Annotated in this window: 2 pseudogenes; both read left to right on the top strand. The window is 58.7% G+C overall.

Annotated features, from left to right (window positions below):
- Positions 1-400, top strand: a pseudogene (locus IVB48_RS11990) (transposase); the annotation flags it as partial.
- Between the two features lie 239 nt (positions 401-639).
- Positions 640-1034 (top strand): annotated as a pseudogene (locus IVB48_RS11985) (IS5 family transposase); the annotation flags it as partial.

The following is a 1034-nucleotide window of genomic DNA, read 5'->3' as shown; positions in this document are numbered from 1 at the left end:
GGACCGCGGCTGCATGACTGGTGTTATCTCGAATTGGCCGACCTCGAGGCCGAGCAGTTCAACAGCGCAAATGATGGTTTATGGACGCGCGGTCTACTGATCCGTCGTCGCATCGCCGATGATGACCTCGCCTTTCTTCACCACCTGGTGCCCAGCGGGAACATCAATTGAAACGTTCGTCGCGGTCGAAGGCCATCGATGGGCGATCGAGGACAGCTTTGAAACCGCGAAAAACGAGTTCGGGCTGGATCACAACGAGAGCAGATCCTGGCATGGCTGGCACCGTCATGTGTCCTTGGTGATGCTCGCCTTCGCCATGATGGCCGCGATCCGACATCGCGCTAATCCGCCACCGCCCAAAAAAACGAAACCTCGCCACCCGGCAAAAGCCAAAGCATAACCACGCCGCCGCTGATCCGTTGGTCAATCCAGGAAATCCGCCGCATTGCCATCAGACTTGCTCGAAAGCGTATTCAACCCGCACGCATCATCGCATGGTCTTTCTGGCGCAGAGCTCATCAGGCTGCCGCTCAACGCGCTCATGTCAAATCAAAAAGACAAACTGTAATGCTAGGGTCTGTACCTAATTAGCGATCTCTGATTCCATGGCGCCGAGTTGATTCGGGCCCGGGGACTTCGATGCGCAAAGGACTGTTCTGGCTCAACGACAAGCAGTGGGCTCGGATAGGGCCGCATCTGCCAACGAACCAGACCGGCCCGGCGCGCCAAGACGATCGACGCATTATCAGCGGTATCATTTCACATGCTTCAGTGCGGCGCACGCTGGCGCGATTGCCCGCCCGATTATGGTCCTTACACGACGATCTACAATCGCTTCAATCGCTGGGCCAAGCGCGGACATTGGCAGGCGATCTTTGAAGCGCTCGCCCGCTGCGGCAAGGACGGCGTGACTTTGTCCATCGACTCCACCTCGATCAAGGCGCATCGCTCGGCGAGCGGCGGAAAAGGGGGGAGCATGAACAGGCGATCGGCCGCTCGCGCGGTGGGCGGACCACGAAAATCCACGCGCTGAG

The organism is Bradyrhizobium sp. 76 (genome assembly GCF_023073025.1).
Lineage (GTDB): Bacteria > Pseudomonadota > Alphaproteobacteria > Rhizobiales > Xanthobacteraceae > Bradyrhizobium.
This window is presented reverse-complemented; position numbering and strand designations above follow the sequence as displayed.